Annotated in this window: 11 protein-coding genes; 3 read left to right on the top strand and 8 right to left on the bottom strand. The window is 75.1% G+C overall.

From position 1 onward, the window contains the following. Positions 1-61: 61 nt before the first annotated feature. Positions 62-424 carry a VOC family protein gene (locus tag EKG83_RS19180; protein ID WP_033435887.1) on the bottom strand — a complete coding sequence of 121 codons (363 nt, stop codon included), beginning with the start codon at positions 422-424 and terminating at the stop codon, positions 62-64. 97 nt (positions 425-521) lie between these two features. On the opposite strand from EKG83_RS19180, the gene EKG83_RS19175 reads away from it, so the two are divergent. Beyond that, positions 522-1337 (top strand): SDR family NAD(P)-dependent oxidoreductase, encoded by an 816-nt coding sequence (locus EKG83_RS19175; protein WP_033435892.1) that lies wholly within the window; start codon positions 522-524, stop codon positions 1335-1337. On the opposite strand, the gene EKG83_RS19170 is transcribed toward EKG83_RS19175, so the two are convergent. The 5 genes from EKG83_RS19170 to EKG83_RS49040 form a co-directional block, all read right to left on the bottom strand. Further along, positions 1334-4648: a non-ribosomal peptide synthetase gene (locus tag EKG83_RS19170; protein WP_170191990.1), complete on the bottom strand. Its 3315-nt coding sequence runs from the start codon at positions 4646-4648 to the stop codon at positions 1334-1336. The two genes, EKG83_RS19175 and EKG83_RS19170, sit on opposite strands and share 4 nt — an antisense overlap. Positions 4649-4658: 10 nt before the next feature. Then, positions 4659-5477 (bottom strand): hypothetical protein, encoded by an 819-nt coding sequence (locus tag EKG83_RS19165; RefSeq protein ID WP_033435885.1) that lies wholly within the window; start codon positions 5475-5477, stop codon positions 4659-4661. Continuing rightward, the gene (locus EKG83_RS46940; RefSeq protein ID WP_170191989.1) at positions 5474-6334 is read right to left on the bottom strand and encodes a class I SAM-dependent methyltransferase; all 861 of its coding nucleotides are present in this window, start codon (positions 6332-6334) and stop codon (positions 5474-5476) included. Before EKG83_RS46940 ends, EKG83_RS19165 begins: the two co-directional genes overlap by 4 nt. After that, the gene (locus tag EKG83_RS46935) at positions 6331-7398 is read right to left on the bottom strand and encodes a cytochrome P450 (protein ID WP_194283039.1); all 1068 of its coding nucleotides are present in this window, start codon (positions 7396-7398) and stop codon (positions 6331-6333) included. The genes EKG83_RS46940 and EKG83_RS46935 overlap by 4 nt, the downstream gene beginning before the upstream one ends. A gap of 491 nt (positions 7399-7889) precedes the next feature. Next, positions 7890-10679: a helix-turn-helix transcriptional regulator gene (locus EKG83_RS49040; RefSeq protein ID WP_157591579.1), complete on the bottom strand. Its 2790-nt coding sequence runs from the start codon at positions 10677-10679 to the stop codon at positions 7890-7892. 498 nt (positions 10680-11177) lie between these two features. Between EKG83_RS49040 and EKG83_RS19150 the strand changes: the two genes are divergently transcribed. After that, positions 11178-12713: an FAD-dependent monooxygenase gene (locus EKG83_RS19150; RefSeq protein WP_033435882.1), complete on the top strand. Its 1536-nt coding sequence runs from the start codon at positions 11178-11180 to the stop codon at positions 12711-12713. Positions 12714-12729: 16 nt separating this feature from the next. Further along, complete coding sequence (locus tag EKG83_RS19145; protein WP_051767068.1) at positions 12730-13404, top strand: FMN-binding negative transcriptional regulator; 675 nt, start codon at positions 12730-12732, stop codon at positions 13402-13404. 398 nt (positions 13405-13802) lie between these two features. On the opposite strand, the gene EKG83_RS19140 is transcribed toward EKG83_RS19145, so the two are convergent. Further along, positions 13803-15170: a hypothetical protein gene (locus EKG83_RS19140; RefSeq protein ID WP_033435881.1), complete on the bottom strand. Its 1368-nt coding sequence runs from the start codon at positions 15168-15170 to the stop codon at positions 13803-13805. A gap of 85 nt (positions 15171-15255) precedes the next feature. Continuing rightward, the gene (locus tag EKG83_RS19135; RefSeq protein WP_051767067.1) at positions 15256-17250 is read right to left on the bottom strand and encodes a UvrD-helicase domain-containing protein; all 1995 of its coding nucleotides are present in this window, start codon (positions 17248-17250) and stop codon (positions 15256-15258) included. Positions 17251-17350: the final 100 nt, after the last annotated feature.

Here is a 17350-nt window from a genome sequence, read left to right as displayed (position 1 = left end):
GAACCGAGCCTAGGACGGGAATTCCTCTCCGCAGCACCCCAGAACGCCTGCCTCGTTCCCCCTACCCCGGGGTGGGCGCGAGCACGAACACGTTGCCGAACGGGTCGAGGAACTGCGCGTACCCCGCCTCCTCGGGCACCACCTCGAACCGCACCCCGCGCGCGACCAGTTCCCGTTGCACCGCAACGACGTCCGCGCACTCCAGCACCACCCGGCTGAACCCGCCCACGCGGTCGTCGTGGTGCTCCACCCAGGTGTACGGGGCGATCACCGTGTCCGCGCCGGGCGGTGCCACTTCGAGGAACCGGCGCGTGCCGATGACGACGTCGGTGCGCTTCTCGAACCCCAGGACGTCGACGAAGAAGCGCTCCGCCTCGTCCTGGTCGGACACCGGGACCGCGACCGAACCGACCTTGCTGATCATGTGCTCTTCCTTCCGGTGCCGGGCCGGGCGCCCTTCCGCCCGTGCCCCGGAGCTGACAGGATCGTTGTGGGACAAGGAGATCGACGACAGGAGGACCATGCGCGAGTTGACCGACCGGGTGGCGGTCGTGACCGGCGCGGGCAGCGGGATCGGCCGCGCGCTCGCCGAGGCGTTCGCGGCCGAGGGCGCCCGAGTGGTGATCGCCGACGTCGACGAGACCGGGTTGGGCGCCACCGCGGAACTCGTGCGCGCGCTGGGGGCCGAGGTGCTGGCCGTGCCGACCGACGTGCGCGACGCCGACGCCGTCGACCGGCTGGCCGCGCGGGCGCTGGCCGCGTTCGGCGGCGTGCACGTGCTGTGCAACAACGCGGGTGTGTCCAGGATGGGCAACTCGTGGGAGATGTCCGTCGAGGACTGGCGCTGGGTGCTGGACGTGAACCTGTGGGGCGTGGTGCACGGGCTGCGCAGCTTCGTGCCGCACCTCGTCGCCCAGCCCGAGGCGCACGTGGTGAACACCTCCTCCATGGGCGGGCTGATGCCCGCGCCGTTCATCGCGCCCTACACCGCGTCCAAGCACGCCGTGGTCGGCCTGTCCAGGTCGCTGCGCCTGGAGCTGGCCGGCACCGCACCGCACGTCGGGGTCACGCTGCTGTGCCCCGGCGCGGTGGCGACCGCGATGGACCCGAACACCCCCCGGCCGGGCGGCGGGCCCGAGGACCTGCCGCCCGGTGCCGCGGCGCTGGCCGAGCACGTCCGCGCCGACAAGGACCAGGGCGCCACGCCCGGCGCGGTGGCCGCGGCGACCCTCGACGCCGTGCGGGAGAACCGGTTCTACGTCCTGCCCAACGCGGGTGACTTCCTGGACGTGCTGCGCGCCGACTTCGAGGCGGTGCTCGCCGCGCCGACCGACTAGCCGGGCGGGCTCCCGCCGGGGGTCTCGGCCGAGCGCACGTGCTCGGCGAGACCCCTCGGCGTGGGGTGCTCGAACACGTCGGCCAGCCTGACCCGCACCCCGGTGGCGCCCTTGAGCCGCTGCGCGAGCTTCGCGCCGAGCAGCGAGTGCCCGCCGTGGGCGAAGAAGTTGGTCGCCGGGGTGACGTCCCCGCGGCCCAGCAGTTCGGCGAACAGGCCGAGCACGGTCGCGACGAGCGGGTCGGCGTGGTCGACCCCGACGTCGACCACCCGCCGCCCGGCCAGGTCGCGGGCCAGCGCCGGGTAGTCGAGCTTGTCGTTGCCGGTGCTGGGCAGGCGGTCCAGGAACGCGAAGTCCTGCGGCACCGCCGCCTTGGGCAGCTCGGCCAGCGCGTGCGCGCGCAGCTCGTCGGCCAGCCCCGGCGCCTCGTCGGCCTCGACCGCGGCCACCAGCGTCCCGTCCCCACCCGAGCCGTCGAGGACCAGCACCGCCGCACCGCGCACGGCCGGGTGCGCGAGCAGGACCGCCTCGACCTCGCCGAGCTCGATCCGGTGGCCGCGCAGCTTGACCTGCCGGTCGGCCCGGCCCACCAGCTCCAGCGTGCCGTCGGGCAGCCAGCGGGCCAGGTCGCCGGTGCGGTAGTGCCGGCCGTGGCGGGGGTGCTCGCGGAACCGCTCGGCGGTCAGGTCGGGCCGGGCGTGGTAGCCGACGGCCACCCCGGCACCGGCGATGCACAGCTCCCCGGTGACGCCGACGGGCAGTTCCCGCCCGTGGTCGTCGATGACGAACACCTCGGTGTTGGCGATCGGCGCGCCCACCGGTACCCGGTCGCCCACCCGTTCGACACGACCGCCCGTGGACCAGATCGTGGTCTCCGTCGGCCCGTAGACGTTGCGCAGCTCGCAGCCGGTGGCGAGCAGCCGGTGCGCCAGCGGCGGCGGCAGCGGCTCGCCACCGCACAGCACCGAGCGACCGGCCAGGTGCCCGCCGACCTCGTCCAGGACGAGGCGCCAGGTGGTCGGCGTGCCCTGCACCAGGGTGACCCCGTGCCGGTCCAGCAGGTCGGCCAGCACCCGGCCGTCCACCCTGGCCTCGTCCGGCGCGGCCACGACCAGGCCACCGGTGACCAGCGGGGTGAACAGCTCCAGCGCGGAGATGTCGAAGGAGAACGTGGTCGACCACAGCGCCGTCGACGCGGCGGCGCCCAGTTCCGCGCTGAAGTGCCCGATCAGGTTGGCCAGCGCGCCGTGGTCGATGACCGTCCCCTTCGGACGGCCGGTCGAACCTGAGGTGTAGATGAGGTAGGCGGGGTCGGAGCCGACCACCGACACCTCGGGTGGTGCGCCGGGCCCGGCGGAACCAGCCTTGGTGGAACCGGTCTCGGCGGAATCGGCCCCGGTACCACCGCTTCCTGTGCCGCCGCCTCCGAAGCCGCCGCCCTCGGTACCACCGCTCCCGATGCCGCCGGCCCCGACGCCGCCACTCCCGACGCCGCCAGCCCCGAAGCCGCCACTCCCGACACCGCCGCCTTCAAAGCCGCCGCCCTCGGTGCCACCGCTCCGCGTGCCGCCGGCCCCGACACCGCCGGCGGGCTCGCTGATGGGCAGCACCGGGCCCCGGTGCCCCGCGGGCAGGCGGGCGCCGGGGCCCGCCAGCACGGCCGCGGCGCCGGAGTCGGCGAGCTGGTGGGTCAGGCGCTGCTCCGGGTGCTCGGGGTCGAGCGGCAGGTAGACGGCGCCCGCGAGCCACACCCCCAGCACCGCGGCGGCCAGTTCGGCGCCGCGGTCGGCGAGCAGGGCCACCACGTCGCCGCGGCCGACCCCGGCGGCCACCAGCCGGTCGCGCACGCCGACCGCCGCCGCCCACAGCACCGCGTAGGACACCCGGCGGTCGCCGTCGACCAGCGCGACCGCCCGCGGGGTCGCGGTCGCCGCCGCGGCCACCGCGGCCGGCACCGTGTACACCGGGCGCGGCCCGGCGGTCCGGTTGGCGGTGTCGATGACCTCGTGGTCACCGCGGTGCCACACCGGGAACGCGCCCACCGGTCGCGCCGGGTCGCCGGCGAGCGCGGTCAGCAGGGCGTCGTAGCGGGCGACCACCGCCCGGACGTCGGCCTCGGCGAGCGCGCCAGCGTTGTAGGCCGCCCTCAGCCGCACGCCGTCGGCGCCGGGCAGCAGGAAGAACTCCAGGTCGAACTTCGAGAACCCGGTGCGCACCGGGACGGGTTCGGCCGGGACGCCCGCCAGGCGCACCCGGGCGGTGTCGGTGCCGGGCACGTAGTTGAACACGTGCCGGAACACGGTGTGCCGCCAGGAGCCGCCGGCCCGCGGTACCTGGTCCAGCAGGTCGTCCACCGGCACGTCGGCGTGCGCGAGGGCCCCGAAGAACGCGTCCCGGGCGGCGCGCACCAGGTCGGCGAACCCGGCGTCGCGGTCGACCGCGATCCGCAGCGGCGCCACGTTCACGTGGTAGCCGATCGCGCCGGGCGCGTCCGGGCCGCGCACGTTCAACGGGGTGCCGACGACGATGTCGGGCCCCGCGCCGTGCGCCTCCAGCAGCAGCACGTACGCGGCCAGCAGCACGACGGCCTCGGGCACGCGCAGCGCGCGGCGCAGCTCGGCGACCGCCCGGACCGCCTCCGCGGACAGCGCGGTCTCGACCTGCCCGCCGGCGACGGGCGAGGCGGGCGCGGGCGGTTCGGCGCAGGCCAGGCCCAGCCGGTCCGGCCGCACCCCGCGCAGCCGCTGCCGCCAGTACTCCCGGCTGGCCGCCGTGGCGGGGGCCTCGGCGAGCGCGGGCACCGGCCCGGCCAGGGCGGCGGGCACCGGGTGGTCCGCCGCGAAGGCGGTGTAGACCTCCGCCAGCTCGGCCGCCAGGACGCCCGCCGACGCGGTGTCGAAGATCAGGTGGTGCACCACCAGGCAGAAGACGTCGTCGGCGCCGCAGCGCAGCCGCAGGGCGCGCAGCAGCGGCCCGCCGTCCAGGGCGAAGGGCGCGGTGACGAACGCCGCCAGCCGGTCGGCGACCTCACCGGGCGGGCAGTCGGCGTCGTCGAGCGGCACCACGGGGTCCGCGGCGGTCAGGCGGGTCAACCCGGTGTCGGCGGCCAGGTAGGTGCGGCGCAGCACCTCGTGGCGACCGACCAGGAAGTCCAGGGCCCGCCGCAGCGCGGTCCGGTCGAGGCCGCCCGCGACGCGGAAGGCCAGGTGGAGGTTGTTGACCCCGCTGCCGGGGACGAGCCGCTCCAGCAGCCAGAGCGCCTCCTCCTTGCGCGCGGCGGCCACCCCGGTGGACGTGGACGCGATCGACACGGTGGTCTCCTCAGGCGAGCAGCCGGGCGACCGCCCGCGCGACACCGGGGTCGCGCAGCAGGTCGGCGTGGTGGACGTCGAAGGTCAGCTCGCGCTCGACCAGCGCGGCCCGCGCGGCCGGGTCGAGCGGGTTCAGGCCGCTGGTCGGCGTGGCCGAGCTGACCGCGACGGCGCCCGACCAGCACTTGACGTGGTCGACCGCGGCGGCGGCGACGAGGTAGGAGACGAACGAGCGGTAGGTGGCGGTGAGCTCGTCGGCGAACTCGTCGTCCAGGTCGGCGGCGGCGCAGGCGGCCCGGCCGGCGGCGGTGAACACGCGCACCAGCTCGGCGCCGAGCCCCTCGACGTCGCCGATCCGGTCCGCGGCCGCGGTGCCCTCGGCGAGCGCCTCGCGGGCCGCCTGCTCGCCCAGCACCCCGGCCAGGCTCTCCACCACCTTGCGGAACTGGTAGTAGAGGGTCGAGGTGGTCGGCGACTCCGGGTCGAACACGACCAGCCGGGGCGAGCGGGGCTGCGATCGCGCCAGCCGCACGGCCAGCTCGCCCGCGAACGCGCTGCCGGCGCAGAACCCGAGCACCGCCCCGATCCGACGGCCGGACGCGCGCACCTCCTCCTCCCAGCGGGTCACGTAGTCCTCGGCGACCATGCCGGTCTCGGTGCCCAGCGGCGGCTGCAGGCTCTCCCACACCTCGGTGCCGGGGTCCAGCCGGGCGACGAGGTCGGCGAAGGCCGCCTCGGGCCTGCCGGTGGCGGCGAAGTCGACGGCCAGCACGAGCGGTCCGGCCGGCGGGCCGCCCGCGATCGGTCGCCAGGCGCGCGGTGCGGTCATGGTGTCCCTCCAGCCGGGCGCAGTCGCCCCGTGACGTAGGCGACCGGGTAGGTCGCGGTGATCGGGCCGCCCGCCGCGTGGGCGGTGAGGTCCCGGACGAGTTCCGCGGCGACGGCGGCGCGCCGGTCGGGTTCGACCAGCTCCCAGTACACGCGCAGCCCGTTGGACCACGTCCACCCCACCAGCGCCTCCGCGCTGGGAGCGCGCAGCTCCAGGTCCTCGTGCAGCTCCCGGACCTCGACGAACCCGGCGGCGCGCAGCGCGTCCGCCACCGCGCCCGGCGCGCCGAACGGGTGCGCGCCGAGCAGGGCGGCGATCCTCGGGTGGGTGGCGGCGACCGCCTCCGGGGCGATCGCGTCGACCACGGCGCCGACCCGCAGTGGGCCCAGCGCCCACTCCCGCAGGCTCGGCGGCGGCACCGGGCCGGTGAGCCCGATGCGGCCGTCGGGGCGCAGCAGCCGGGCGTAGCGGGCCGCCACAGCGGGCAGGTCGGGGAACAGCGCGGCGCTCATGCTCGCGGTGACGACGTCGAAGGACCCCGCCGGGAAGGCCGGGTCGGCACCGTCGCCCAGCCGGACCGAGACGGTGCCCAGCCCGCGCTCGGCGGCCTCGGCGGCGGTGGCCCGGACCATCGGCTCGGCGATGTCGATGCCGACGACCGTCCCTCCCGGACCGACGCGCTCGGCGGCCGGGAACAACACAGCCCCGCGGCCGCAGCCCACGTCCAGCAGGTCGACGCCCGGCCGGGGGTCGACCAGGTCGAGCAGCCTGCGGGCGACGGGGCGGAAGAACTCGACGCCCGTGGCGTCGTAGATCCCCGCCAGGCGGTCGAAGACCACGCCTCGATCGGTGCTCACCACGCGACCGGCACCTCGAACACCCCGTAGATGTTCGCGTGCTCCTTGTACCGCAGGTCCTCCGCCGGGGTGGTCAGCCGCAGGGTGGGCACCCGGCGGAACAGCGTGCCGAACACGACCTCCAGCTCCAGGCGCGCCAGGTGCAGCCCGATGCACTGGTGCGCGCCGTGGCCGAACGCCAGGTGGGCGCGGGCGTCCCGGGTGATGTCCAACCGCTCCGGCTCGGGGAACACCCGCTCGTCCCAGTTGGCCGCGCCGGCCAGCGCGATGACGCCGGAGCCGGCCGGGATGACGGTGCCGCCGATCGCGACGTCCTCCAGGGCCACCCGCGAGCCGGCCGGGTCGGAGACGCTGAAGTAGCGCAACAGCTCCTCCACCGCCCCCGCAGCGCGCGCCGGGTCCTCCCGCAGCAGGGCCAGCTGGTCGGGGTTCTCCAGCAGCCCGATGGTGCCCATCGAGATCATGTTCGCCGTGGTCTCGAACCCGGAGATGAGCAGGAACGCCGCCATGCCGACAACCTCGTCGTGCTCCAGCGTGCCCGCCTCGGCGTTGCGCCGGACCAGCTTGCTCAGCAGGTCCTCGCCGGGCTCGGCCTCCCTGGCGGTGACCAGGGCGTCGAGCTTGCCGAGCACGTCCAGGTTGGCCTGCCGGCGCTGCTCGACCGTGCTGGCGTGGTCGACCATGACCCGGGTGCGGTCCAGGAAGAACGGCCGGTCCTCCAGCGGCACGGCCAGCAGCTCGCTGATCACCTGCGAGGGCACCGGCAGCGACAGGGCCTGGACGAGGTCGGTCGGGTTGTCGCCGGCCAGCATCCGGTCCAGGCAGTCGTCCACGACCCGCTGGACGCCGGGCCGCAGCTCCTGCACGCGGCGGACCGTGAAGTCGGGCACCACCAGCCGCTTGCGGGCCACGTGCTCGGGACCGTCCACGGCGAACGCGCGCCCGATCAGCGAGGAGCTGTAGCGCGCCTGCTCGGACATCTGCCGGGCCGAGGCCACGTTCCGGAACAGGTGCGGGAAGCCGGGGTGGAACCGGTCGGCGCTGATCCGGGGGTCGGTTAGCACCTGCCGGGCGAGGTGGTGCCGCGTGACGAGCCACACCGGGCGGCCGGAGGGCAGCACCGCTTGGCGCACCGGTTCGCGCTCGCGCATCTCGGCGTACTCGGCGGGTGGGTGCAGCGGGCATCGCCTGGCCATCGGGTAGGCCGGGGCGGTGGAGGTGGCGGTTTCGGTCATGGGTGTCCCCGGGGTGAGGTGTCGGGAGTGGCGGGCGCACCGGCGTCGCCGGCCGTGCGGGCGGCCGGCACCGGCCACCCCGCCCGGGCCAGGCTATGGCGCACCGGATGACCGGCCAAGCCCCTACGGCCCCTATCGGAATCCCTTGCCACCAGGGCGTTCTGGACTCGCGCGGCAGGCTCCCGCAGAGCGCGGCGAAGTGCGGCGCGACGGCGCACGACAGCCGTGCACCGCCATCACCGCGCGCCGATGACGTTACACCGCAACGGTCGCGTTTCAGTCCTCAGTGGACTTGCGCAGGACTTTCCGTTCGGCCTGCGTCACATCTTGTACGACCGCCGGTCGTCCGGCTCGACCTGCGCACCGTCCGACCAGGACGACGATCTCGGCGTGGGCAGTTCCAGGTCCACCGGCAGGTCGGTGCGCCTGCGCACGTTGAGCTTGCGGTACACCCTGGTGAGGTGCTGCTCGACCGTGCTGATCGTGACGTGCAGGGTCCGGGCGATCTCCTTGTTGGTGTGCCCCTTGAAGGCCAGCTCGGCGACCCTGCGCTCGGCTTCGCTGAGCGCGGCGATCCCGTGGGCGTCGCGACCGGCTTCCGCGGGTTCGCCCGCCGGGGCGATGTGCCCGGAGCTGTTCGCGGTCAGCTCGGCCACCAGCGGCTCGGCACCGCACACGTCGGCGATGTGCAGGGCGCGGCGGACGACCATGCGCGCGCGCCGCGAGTCGCCGAGCACCCGGTGGGACTCCGCCAGGCAGGCCAGCGCCCGAGCCAGCTCCAGCTGGGCACCGCACGCCTCCAGGTCCTCCACCGCGGCCCTGGCCACCCGCGCCCGCTCCGCCAGGGGCGTGGCGCCGGCGCGGATGCGCCCGGCGACGCCCAGCAGGCGCCTGCCGCGCCCGCCGGGGCGGCCGGCCTGCTCCGCCAGCAGCCGGAGCGCCTGCTCGGGCTCGCCGGCGCGCAGGTACGCCTCGGCCGCGCCGGAGCGCCACGGCAGCAGCGCCGGGCTGTCCAGGCCCCAGCGCGCCAGCGTCTCGCCGGCCGAGAGGAAGTCGCCCAGCGCGGCGCGCAGCCGCCGGGTGCCGAGGTAGTAGTGGCCGCGGGTGTGCAGGTACTCCACGCCCCACCGGGTCCGGAACATCGCCGGCGGCACCGGCCGGTCCAGCTCGACGGCCGCCTCGGCGTACCGCCCCATCGCCACCAGGGCCTGCACCAGGGTGCTCAGCGGCGCGCCCACCACCACGCCCCAGCCGCGCGGGGTGATGAGGTCCAGGGCCTCGCGGGCGTACCGCTCGGCGTCGGGCAGGCGGCCCTCCAGCAGCGCGATCCGGGCGCGGATGTCGACGAAGATCGCCTGCCAGGACGGCGCGCCCCGCTCGTCGGCGCCGTCCAGCAGCGTGTCGCACCACTGGCCGGCCTCCTCCAGCCGGTCGGCGTGGACGAGCACCTGGAGGGCGAACCTGCTCGGCCCCAGCGACATGTGGCGCAGGCTGCAGACCTCCAGGATGCGGGTCGCCTCCTCCACCAGGTCGTCCCGCGGCCCCTCGACGAACAGCTCGTTCAGCACCTCCAGCGCGCGCAGGCCGGCCTCGCTCGCGGTCGTCACCGCCGGCGCGGTCGCCGGGCGCGACGACCTGGCCTCGGGCACGTGCGGCAGCAGCGCCGGGCAGGAGAAGCCCATCCACAGGCGCATGACGCGCAACTCCGCGTCCGCGCCCGGGTCGATGTCGTGATCGCGCACCAGCCGGTCGAACACCTCGACCGCCTCGTCGATGCGGCCGTGCCAGAACAGCTGGCCGCCCAGGACCACGGCGTCGTGGTCGTCGATCCGGCCGTCCGCCAGCGCCTCGGTCAGGCAGGGCAGGCGCCCGGCCGCCTTGGCGGGGTCCAGCCACCAGCCCACCTCGACCAGGCGCGCGGTGACCTCGGCGCGTTCCCGCTCGTCGGCGCACAGCTCGCGCGCCAGCTCCAGGCAGCGGACGGCCAGCACCAGGTCGTCGTTGACCGCCTGCCCGGCGGCGTCGCGCAGCACCGCCACGGCCCACGGGCCCGGCGCGCGCCCGGCGGCGAGCAGGTGCGCGGCCACGTCGACCGAGGGGGCGCCCAGCTCGTGCCGGGCCGTCGCGGCACGGGCGTGCAGCCCGGCCCTGGTACCCGGGTCGACCGAGGAGAGCACGGCGCCCCACCCGGCCGGGTGCCGGAACGCCGGTGCGCCGTCGTCCACGAGCAGGCCCATCTCGGCCAGGGCGTCGAGGTGGCGGCCGGTCAGCGCCTCGTCCAGGTCGAGCATCCGGGCCAGCACGCCGGGCGACGCCGCGGCGCCGAGCACGGCCAGCCCGCGGGCCACCCGGGTGGTGTCGGGGCCGCAGCGGCGCAGGCAGGCCAGCACCGCCTCGGTGAACGCCTCGCCCTTCCACGGGGCCGCCCGGTCGGGCCGGTCGGCGGCGCGCAGGTCCTCGGCCACGGCGCGCACCAGCAGCGGGTTGCCGCCGGTGACCGCGTGGCAGGTGGCGGCCAGCGACTCGGGCACGTCCCGGGAACCGGGCGCGCCGGCCTTGAGGTACCGGTGCAGCAGGTCGCCGACCCCGGCCGGCGACAGGGGGGAGACCCGCACCGAGCGGAACCGGGGCTGGCGGAGCAGTTCCGCGTGCACCGCTCCCCACCGGTTGCCCGGCGCGGTGGCGCACACCAGGACCAGCAGGACGCCCGCCGCGCTCAGCCGGCCCGCCAGCTCGGGCACGGGCGCGAGGAAGTCCTCGTCGGCCCGGTGCAGGTCGTCCACCGCGACGACCAGCGGCACCCGCCCGGCCGCCTCGCGCAGGGCCTCGACCGCGGCGGCCGGGCCCCCGCCGGGCAGGCCGACGGCGGCGGCGAGCTGGTCGAGCAGCCCGGGGCACCCGGTCGCCGAGGAGCCCGCCGCGACCTCGACCCAGTGGGCGCCCACGTCGGCGGCGTGCTCGGAGAACGCGTGCAGCAGGGCGGTCTTGCCACCGCCCACCGGGCCGCGGACGAGGACGACGCAGCCCTTCCCGGCACTATTTCTCAACATTCCTTTAAGGACGTCCAGTTGGTGGTTCCGCTCAACCAGCGCGAACAATCGATCCCCCATGGCGATAAACTGAACGATCGGCAAATCGGATCTGCGCGCACCGACCGACCGCGCCGACGCGGTCGCACTGCCACATGATCCAGGAACGTGCCCACCCCATCAGTACACGTCTTCGGACTGTACCAGAACTCATCATCACGTCATCCGCAATTGAGCATCACTCGAACGGTCGAGTTGTGTCTACCCAAAGTGACGCCGACATCCGCCCGACCAGCGATCATAGGGGTTTTCCGGCTGCCGGTAGGGGTTACCGGACTCCCCCACCGACACTCGCCACATAAGGAAGGCAAAAGATCGCGATCGGTCGGCACACCCCGACCGAGGACCGCCCGGCCCCTATTCGAATAGGTCGCGCAGGCGTGCACAGTACACCGCCCAAGTAACACCGGGAGCACTGCTACAAGATTCCACAAAATTCTCCAGAATAGTTTCAACCCAGCTCGACAGGGGTACGCTCTGGGGTCGACAGCGATCTACCGGCACGACAACATCCCCACCATGGGGAACATTGCCGACAAAGTGCCCGTGCTCATTGCCGGGGCCGGCCCGACCGGTTTGACGCTGGCCATCGACCTGGCCCGGCGCGGTATTCCGGCGCTGATCATCGACAAGGACTCGAAACCCTCGACCGCGTCCCGCGGCAAGGCGGGCATCCAGCCGCGCAGCCTGGAGGTGTTCGACGACCTGGGCGTCGTCGACGAGGTGGTGGCGGCGGGCACCCAGCGCCTGCCGTTCCGCCGGTTCACCCGGGACCGGCTGGTCGGCGAGGCGATCCCGTACCTCCACCACGCGCCGACGCACGACCTGCCCTACCGCAGGCTGCTGTTCCTGCCCCAGTCGCGGGTCGAGCAGGTCCTGCGCGACCGGCTCGCCGCCCTGGGCGGGGCGGTGGAGGCCGGCGTCGAGCTGGTCGGGTTCACCCGGGGCGCCGACGCGGTGACCGCGACCCTCTCCACCCCGACCGGCCTCCGCTCGGTGACCGCCGACTACCTGGTCGGCTGCGACGGCGGGCGCAGCACCGTGCGCAAGGCGCTCGACCTGCCGTTCCGCGGCCACACCGAGACCGACCGGCGGCTGCTGGTCGGCGACGTGGAGGTGGACGGCCTCGAACCCGACGCCTGGTACCAGTGGCTCGACCTCGACCGCGGCGTGGTCATGCTGTGCCCGCTGAGCGGCACCCGGTCGTGGCAGGTGCAGGTCACCCCGCCGCGCGACGCGGACGGCAACGAGCGCGGTCCCTCCGTCGAGGCGTTCCAGGCCGCGGTGGACCACGTGACCGGGATGCCGATCCGGCTGAGCAACGCCACCTGGCTGTCCACGACCCGGGTGAACGTGCGGATGGTCGACCGGATGCGGGTCGGCCGGGTGCTGCTGGCCGGGGACGCCGCGCACGTCCACCCGGTGCTGGGGGCGCTCGGGGCCAACACCGGCATCCAGGACGCCTACAACCTGGGCTGGAAGCTCGCCCGCGCGCTGCGCGACGGCCCGGACTGCCTCGCGCTGGACAGCTACGAGCGCGAGCGGCTGCCCGTGGCCGAGTGGACCCTCAAGACCAGCGTGGCCAGCCGCGACCTGGTCCTGGCGGCGATGCTGGCCGGGACCGGCGGCGCGGAGGCCGGCCTCACCGAGGAGACGCTGCAGCTCGGACTGGGCTACCGGGACGGCCCGCTGAGCGCGCAACTGGTCGAGGCCGGCGCGGTGCGGGCGGGCGACCGCGCACCCGATTCCCCGTGCCTGGACCCGGCGGGCCGCCCGCTCCGGCTGTTCGACGCGCAGCGCGGCCCGCACTTCACGCTCTTCGGGTTCGGGCCGGGGTCCGCCGCGGCCGTGCGCGCCGCGGCGGACGCCGGGGTGGCGGACCTGCGCGCCCACCTGGTGCCGGACCACCCGCCCGCCTACGGCCTGACCGGGGACGCGCTGGTGCTCGTCCGCCCCGACGGCCACGTCGGGCTCGTCGGCGCTCCGGACGACTTCGCCGCCGTTCACGATTACTTGTCCGGTTTGTCGCGCGAGACCGACCGCCCGAACCGGTAGAATCGGAGGAAAGACGATGTACCGACCCGATTACTTCGGCCCGCCGGACCTGGCCGCGCAGCACGACCTGGTCGAGGAACACCCCTTCGGGCTCATGACGCTGGCCGTCGACGGCCGCCCCACGGGCGTCCACCTGCCCTTCGTGCTCGACCGCGATTCGTTCCCCTACGGGCGTTTGCGCGGTCACCTGTCGCGCGGCAACCCGATAGCCCGGTTGCTGCACGCGAATGTCGAGGTGCTGGTGGCGTTCACCGGTCCCAGTTCGTACCTCTCACCGGACGACTACGCCACCGAACCGCACTTCCCGACCTGGGCCTATGCCGCCGTGCACGTAACCGGCAGGCCGCGCGTGCTCGACGACGCGAGGTGCGTGCGGCAGCTCACCGACCTCATCGCCGACCAGGAGGGGAAACTGGCGCCGAAGCGCCCCTGGCTGCTGCCCCGGAAGTCCAGCGCGTTGTTCGACGAGTACCTGAAGCTCATCATGGCTTTCGAGGTGCCGATCGCCCGGATCGAAGGAATATTCAAACTCGGGCAGAACAAGTCGCCCGCCGACATGGTCGCCCAGGCCGCCGCGTTCCGCGCACGCGGAACCGACCGCGCCCTGGAGCTGGCCGACTACATCGAACGGTTCAACGGGCTTGAACGATCCGGTCACGAACAGCCGCCGCGGGCGGTGGAATCGGCCTGATCCGCCCCGTGCGGCGTGACGAGCGCCACCCCCGACCGGACCGGGTGCTCGCGGTCCGGCCGGGTGGCGGGGCCGGGATCGCCACGCTGCGCAGCCGCCGCGCCGGGCGGTTGCCCCGGGGCGCGGTAACCCGGTGGCGCGGGCTGTTCGGGGGCCGCGCCACCCGGTTACCGGGCACCGCGGTGCGGCTCCCGACGCAGGTCCGGCGCGGGTCCGTCGCCGGCCTCACCCGCGCAGCGTGTCCCGCCGGCGGATGCCGCGACCTCTCGTGGGGACGGCGCTCGTCGCGGGGACCACGCCTCAGGCCGCGCTCGGTCCTGTTGCCCGCCCCGACCGCGCCACCGGGCTCGGCCACTCCACCCGGGCGCCGAACGGCCCGCCTCCCGCGCGACCGGACCTCAGCGGTCCAGGTGGTGGCAGGGCACCTCGAAGAACCAGTTCTCCGGCTCGTGCTCGAACCGCGCGACCGGGGCACCCGCCGCGCACTGACCCCGCCCCCGCGCGACGCTCTCACCCCACGGGACGCCGTCCAGCACACCGCCGTCGACCCGCACGTGCTGCACGACGCTGTACAGCACCACCACGGCGACCACGACCCGCCCCGCACCCACCGCCAGGCGTGCCCACCGCTCGCGCGGCACCAGGGCCAGCCCGACCGCCACCGCGCTGAACAGGAACAGGCACGGCGCCACGCTGTAGCGCTGCCCGGTGGTGACCACGCCCGGCTGCTGCACCTGGAGCACGCGGGTCCAGTTGGCGACCAGCGTCCCCGCGATCACCAGCGCGCCGTACCCGACGCCGAGCACCACCAGCAGCCGGCCCGCCCGGTCGCCCCACCGCAGCCCGGCCAGCACCGGCAGCCCGGCCAGCAGCAGGGCGCCGAGCACCGGCAGGTTGCCGTGGACCGGGTAGTACCGCTCGACCTGCTCGGACCCGAGGAACGCGACCACCGGCACCCGCAGCAGCCCGGCGAGCAGCACCTGGACCGGGTCCGCCGGGTCGTGCGAGTACGGGGTCCGCTCGGCGAACACCATCACCAGGCCCTGCACCGCCGCCGCGGCGAGGAAGGCCAGCGGGACGACCCGGCCGCGCGGCACCGCCAGGCGCAGCAGCGCGACCGGCACCAGCACGAACACCAGCGGGCTGGACAGGGCGGCCAGCACCACGAAGGCGGTCACGGGCACGCGCGGCCCGGACCGCCACAGCAGCGCCCAGAACACCCCGTAGAGCAGGAACCAGTGCAGGTTGGCGACGTTGTCCAGCGGCTCGGAGTTGCCCGCGGGCAGCACGACCACCAGCGCGGCGTGCGCGAACCGCACCGGCAGCGGGCGCAGGTACCCGCCGGAGGCGGTGAACACCAGCAGCGCGACCAGGGCCCGCGGCACCGCGGCCAGCACCGTGAACGCCACCGCGGCCCACTCCAGCGGCAGCACCGACACCAGTTCCGCGGCCAGGCGCGGCAGCACGTGCAGATAGCCGCCGTAGGGGGCGACCAGGTTCGCCGTGAACGGCTGGGTGATGCCGTCGAGCAGGAAGCGCGCGCCGTCCTCGGCCCAGACGCGCTCCAGGCGGGACCAGCCCGCCGGCATGAGCAGCTGGAACGCCATCGCGGCCGCGAACGCCGCGCCGTAGCCCGCGGCGAGCCGCCCGCGCGGCAGCGCGCTCGGCGGCGCCTGCGGCAGCACCGCCTCGGCGAACGCGCGCGACCGCGGGGCGGCCGACGCCGCCGTTCCGTCCACCACCGGGTCCCCGTCCACGACCGACACGTCGAATCCCCCCGCGCTCCCCGGCTCCGCAGGCGCGCACGCTACACCAGCGGTTCGGGCAACCCGGACGTGCCGGACACCGCCGTCACGTCCGGACCACCACCAGCCGGCGGGTGGCGCGGGTGAGCGCGACGTACCGCTCGGCCGGGTCCATCCGCTCCGGGTCGAGCACCACGACCACGTCGAACTCCAGGCCCTTGGCGGCGCGCGGGGTGAGCGGCCCGTCCACGCCGATCACCGCGAACGTGCCCTCGTCGGGTCGGAAGGACTCCGGGTCGGCGCCGGTGACCTCGACCGGCGGCTCACCGTCGCGCACCGAGGTCGGCGGTACCGCGCCCGGGTCGACCTCGGCCAGCGCCCGCGCGGCGCAGGCCATGATCGGCGCGGGCGTCCGGTAGTTGACCGTCAGCCGCCGGTAGCGCCACCGGTCGGGCGCGTAGCGGTCCAGCACCTCGTGCCAGCTGCGGGCACCCGCCGCCGCCTGGCGCTGGGCGAGGTCGCCGACGACGGTCATGGAGCGGTTGGGGCTGCGGCGGGCCAGCACCCGCCAGTCCATCGCGGACAGCTCCTGCGCCTCGTCGACCACCACGTGCCCGTAGGTCCACTCCCGGTCGGCGGCGGCGCGCTCGGCCGTCACCCGGTAATCCGGCGGGGTGTGCCGGTCGGCCAGCCACTCCGCGTTCACCAGGTCGACCGCGCGCAGCTCCTCCTCGTCGATCTCCGCGTCGGTGTCCACGACGTGCAGGACGCCCTGCGCGTACTCGACGGCCTCGCGCCGCTCCCGGGCCGCGCGGCGCTCCCGCTCCCCGTCGGTGCCCAGCAGCTCGGCGGCCTCGTCGAGCAGCGGCACGTCCGAGACCGTCCACGCCCGCGGGTCGGCGCGCAGCAGCTCGGGCCGGCCCAGGGCCAGGCAGCGGCCCCCGTACAGGTCGGCCAGCAGCTGCTCCGGCGTGAGCACGGGCCAGAGCGCGGCGGCGGCGCGGGCCAGGTCGGGGCTGCGCACCAGCTCGTGGCGCACGTCCTCGGCCAGGCCGGGCAGGTCCTCGCCGATCAGGTCCACCGCGGGCCGCACCAGCACGTCGACCAGGGCGCGGTGGAAGACGGACCCGGCCTCGTTGTGCCGCAGGCCCGAGTCGCGCGCGACCTGCCGGGCCCGCGCGACCAGCGGGGCGGTCAGCGGCACCGTGACGTCGGTCAGCTCGACCGGGACGGGTTCGGCGGGCAGCTCCTCCCGGTCGGCGACGGCCGCGCGCAGCAGGTCGACGGCCGCCAGGTCGCCCTTGAGGGCCTGGAGCTCCGGGCTGTCCTCGCGGTCGGTCCGCACGCCCGGGAACAGCTCGCCGGGCGTCGCGAACACCACGTCGGTCTCCCCCAGCGACGGCAGCACCTCGCCGATGTAGCGCAGGAAACCCGGGTTCGGGCCGACCACCAGCACGCCCTGCCGGGACAGCCGCTCGCGCCGGGTGTAGAGCAGGTAGGCGACCCGGTGCAGGGCCACCGCGGTCTTGCCGGTGCCGGGGCCGCCCTCGATCACCAGGATGCCGCGGTGCGGCAGGCGGATCACCTCGTCCTGCTCGGCCTGGATGGTGGCCACGATGTCGCGCATGGCGCCCGAGCGGGGCGCGTCCAGCGCGGCGAGCAGGGTTTCCGAGGTGACGTGCAGGTCGTCGTCGTGGATGCCCTCCAGCACCCGACCGCGGACGCGGAAATGACGCCTCCGGGTGATTCCCTCCGGGTTCGCCGCGGTCGCCGTGTAAAAGGGGCGGGCGGCGGGCGCGCGCCAGTCGGTGAGCAGCGGTTCGTAATCGTCCTCCTCGTCGAACAGGCCGACCCGGCCGACGTAGGTGCGCCCGCCCCCGGCGTCGTCGATGCGGCCGAAGCACAGCCCCTCGTCGGCCACCTCCAGGCGGCTGACCCGCTCGGACAGCGTGCGCACCGCCACTTCGCGCTGCCAGCGCTGCTCGTGCCGGTCGCGCAGCGCGGCGTCCAGCCCGGCCCGCGCGGCGGCCCGCTCGCGGTCGAGCCGGGCGTGCAGGAACGAGATCCTCTCCTGTTCCGCGGACAATTCCCCTGTTGTCACGCTTGCCCCCTGTGCTATACTGGGTGTGTCTATCCGGAAATCTTCCGGACTTGGTCGACCTTCATTCTTACCACATTTCCCGCCCCCTTTCGTGGGAGCA

Origin of the sequence: Saccharothrix syringae (genome assembly GCF_009498035.1) — a bacterium.
Taxonomy (GTDB): Bacteria; Actinomycetota; Actinomycetes; order Mycobacteriales; family Pseudonocardiaceae; genus Actinosynnema; species Actinosynnema syringae.
Note: the sequence above shows the minus strand (reverse complement) of the source record. Positions and strands in the feature narration are given on the sequence as shown.